The sequence below is a fragment of the Agrococcus sp. HG114 genome (assembly GCF_024723325.1).
Lineage (GTDB): Bacteria > Actinomycetota > Actinomycetes > Actinomycetales > Microbacteriaceae > Agrococcus.
Map to the genome: position 1 here is coordinate 1 of NZ_JANQCH010000182.1, position 2,885 is coordinate 2,885.

The 2,885-nt window shown below is 77.8% G+C and carries 2 protein-coding genes; both read right to left on the reverse strand.

The features are described 5' to 3' along the window. A partial coding sequence (locus tag NWP09_RS12325) for a transglutaminase family protein (RefSeq protein WP_258275794.1) occupies nt 1-1,784 on the reverse strand: 1,784 nt, incomplete at its 3' end. Then, nucleotides 1,781-2,885: DUF58 domain-containing protein (locus NWP09_RS12330; protein ID WP_258275795.1), on the reverse strand; the 1,105-nt coding region annotated here is incomplete at its 5' end. The genes NWP09_RS12330 and NWP09_RS12325, both read right to left, overlap by 4 nt.

The following is a 2,885-nucleotide window of genomic DNA, read 5'->3' on the forward strand; positions in this document are numbered from 1 at the left end:
GTGCTGCTCGGCGTCGGCGTGGGCGCCGCGCTCGGCGTCTCGCTCGGCTCGGGCGTCGCGGTCGGCTCCTGCGTCTGCTCGCCGCCCTCGGGGCTCGCCGAGCCCGTGCCCGCCCCGGGCGTCGTCTCGACGCGGACCCAGCCCGAGCCATCCACCCACGCCTCGGCCCACGCGTGCATGTCATTGGTCGTCACCGAGCGCCCGCCCGAGATCTCGTCGCCCGGGAGGAAGCCGACGACGACGCGCGCCGGCACGCCCGCGCCGCGCAGGAGCGCGGCGGTCGCGCTCGCGTAGTGCACGCAGTAGCCGCTGCGCGTCTCGAGGAACCCCTCGAGCGCCTCCCAGCCGTCGCCGCCCGCGCCGGCGAAGCCGGGCAGGTCGAGCTGCTCGGAGTAGCGCCAGATCCCGGACGTCATGAAGCCGTGCACGCCGCGGATGCGGTCGGCGGCGCCCATGCCCTCGGTCACGAGCGACGCCCCGAGCGCGCCGATCGCGGACGCCCCCTCGGGGAGCGCGAGGAACGCGTCGTGCCCGGTCGCGGTGTCGCCCACGAGGGCCGCGAGGTCGGGCGAGCGCGAGCCCGCCGAGGTGAGCTCGAGCCCGTCGGTCTCGAGCCCGCCCTCGATGCGCAGCGCGTCGTTCGCGTCGTCCCAGTGCGCGCCCGCGGGCGCCTCGGTGCCCGTGACGCGCTCGGGCATCGGGAGGCTCTCGGCGCGCACGGGGCTCATGCGCACGGTGAGCTGCATCGGGGTGCCGAGGTCGGCGCCCTCGACGAGCACGGGCGGATCCGCGGCGACCGGGTCGACCGCGCGGAAGCCCTGCTCCCCCGCCTCGGGGAGCGTCATGAGCCGAGTCACGGTCGGCTGGCCGTCGCTCGTCGAGTACGTGAAGACCTGCCGCGCCTCGGGTCGGCGCAGCTCGTCGCCGAGGTCGATGTCGGTCTGGAGCACGGGCGTCGCCGGGCTGAAGAGGTCCTCGAGGCTGGGCAGGTCGAGCGCGACCTGCCTCGGGCTCGGCGCGACGATCGGCACCGCCGCCGCGAGGAGCGCGGTGACGGCGACGAGCGCGAGGGGGCCGGCCCAGCCGCGCCCGAGCTCGATGCGCTCGTCGATCGTCGGCCCAGCGAGCGCGAGCGCCGCGATCGCGACGCCCGGCAGCGCATGCCACCACGGGATGTCGGCGCGGAACGCGATCGGCAGCAGCAGCGGGCTCGCGGCGAGGAGCACGGCGATCGCGGGCGCGCGCAGCGCGTGCCCGAGCAGGTCGACGAGCACCGCGAGCGCGGTCGCGCCGGCGACGATCGCGGCGAGCACGGGCGCGTCGATCGCGATCGGCGTGCTGAGCGCCCACGCGATCGACTGCACGCCCTCGCCGATCGCGGCCATCGACGTCGCGAACGACTCGGGCGTCGGGATCGCGCCGAGCAGCGCCTCGTCGGGCGCCGACGTCGCGGTGATCCAGCACAGCCCCGCGAGCGCGGCGACGAGCGAGGCGGCGAGCGCCGGCATGACCGCGCGCGCGACGGCGGCGAGCACCGCCATCGTCACGACCGCGCCGACCACCGGCCACAGCCAGTCGTCCTCGAGCACGGTGCCGGTCGACCACAGCCACGCGATCGGCAGCACCGCGAGCGCCGTCGTCTCGACCGGCCCCGCGTGCGCGGTGGAGGTCAGGTGCGGCGACCCGTTCCGGTCGCCGCCGCGACCCCAGCGCTCTGGCCTGTCCGGGGCCAGGGCCTGCTCGCGGTCCGCGGCGGTCGCGGGTGCGGCGGTGGTCGCGCTCACGGCAGCTCCCGCACGGGTCCGACGCGGTCGAGCCAACGGCGCACGTGCACCCGGGCCCCGGGCGAGACGCTGCGGGCCGGCGCGTCGCGGCGCGCCACGAGCCAGAGGGTCGTGCCTGCCGGGAGCGTCCACTGCTCCGGCGCGACCTCCTCGAGCGCGACGACGTGCGCGACGTCGGCGTCCGGCACGTGCGGCTGCGCGGGGGCGCGCGCCTCGAGCGAGGCGAAGGCCGCGAGCGCCGAGCGCAGCTCGCGCCAGTCGGCGTCCGGGAGCGACCGCTCCCCCGTCTCGCGCACCTGCACGAGCCCGTCGCGGCCCGCGAGCGCGAGCGCGATCGAGCACGCCGCACGAGCGAGCCGGTCCTCGGCGTCGCGATCCAGTCCCGCGGCGCCCGCGGTGTCGACCACGACGAGCCGCTCGTCGGTCGCCGGGTTCGCCTCCTGGCGCACCATGAGCTCGCCGCGCTTCGCCGACTGCCGCCAGTGCACGCGCCGCTGCGGATCGCCCGGCCGCCACTCGCGCACCATCGCGTCGACCTCGTCGGCGGTCACCGATTGCGCGGTGCGGCCCTGCGCCCGGTCGGAGCGCAGCTCGCCCGGGGGCACCTCGAGCACCTCGGGACCCACGACGAGGCTCGCCCACGGGTCGATCGTGCGCGTCGTCCGCACGACGCGGAACGGGTCGAGCGCGGTGACCTCGACCGGCGCGAGCCGCCAGCGGCCGCGCGGATGCTCGCCGAGCGGCACGAGCGCCCGGCCGAGCCCGTCGAGCTCGCCGTCGAGCAGGAGGTATCGCTCCGGCCCCGGCGCCCACGTCGACCAGCGGGCGCCGGCCTGGCGCGCATCCCCCGCGATCCGCAGCGTCGCCGGCTGCCCCTCGGCGATCACGCCCGGCACGCCGAGGCGCACGGAACCGACCGCGCCGATCGCCCACCAGGCGCCGAGCAGCACCGCGCCGAGGCACAGCGCGGCCGGCACGAGCAGCACGACCTGCCGCTCCCAGTAGGCGGCGAGCACGAGCGCGAGGCCCGCGAGCACGAGCGCGACGCCGCGGCCGGTGATGCGCCAGCGCACGGTCGAGCCCCTGCGGGCGGACCGGCCG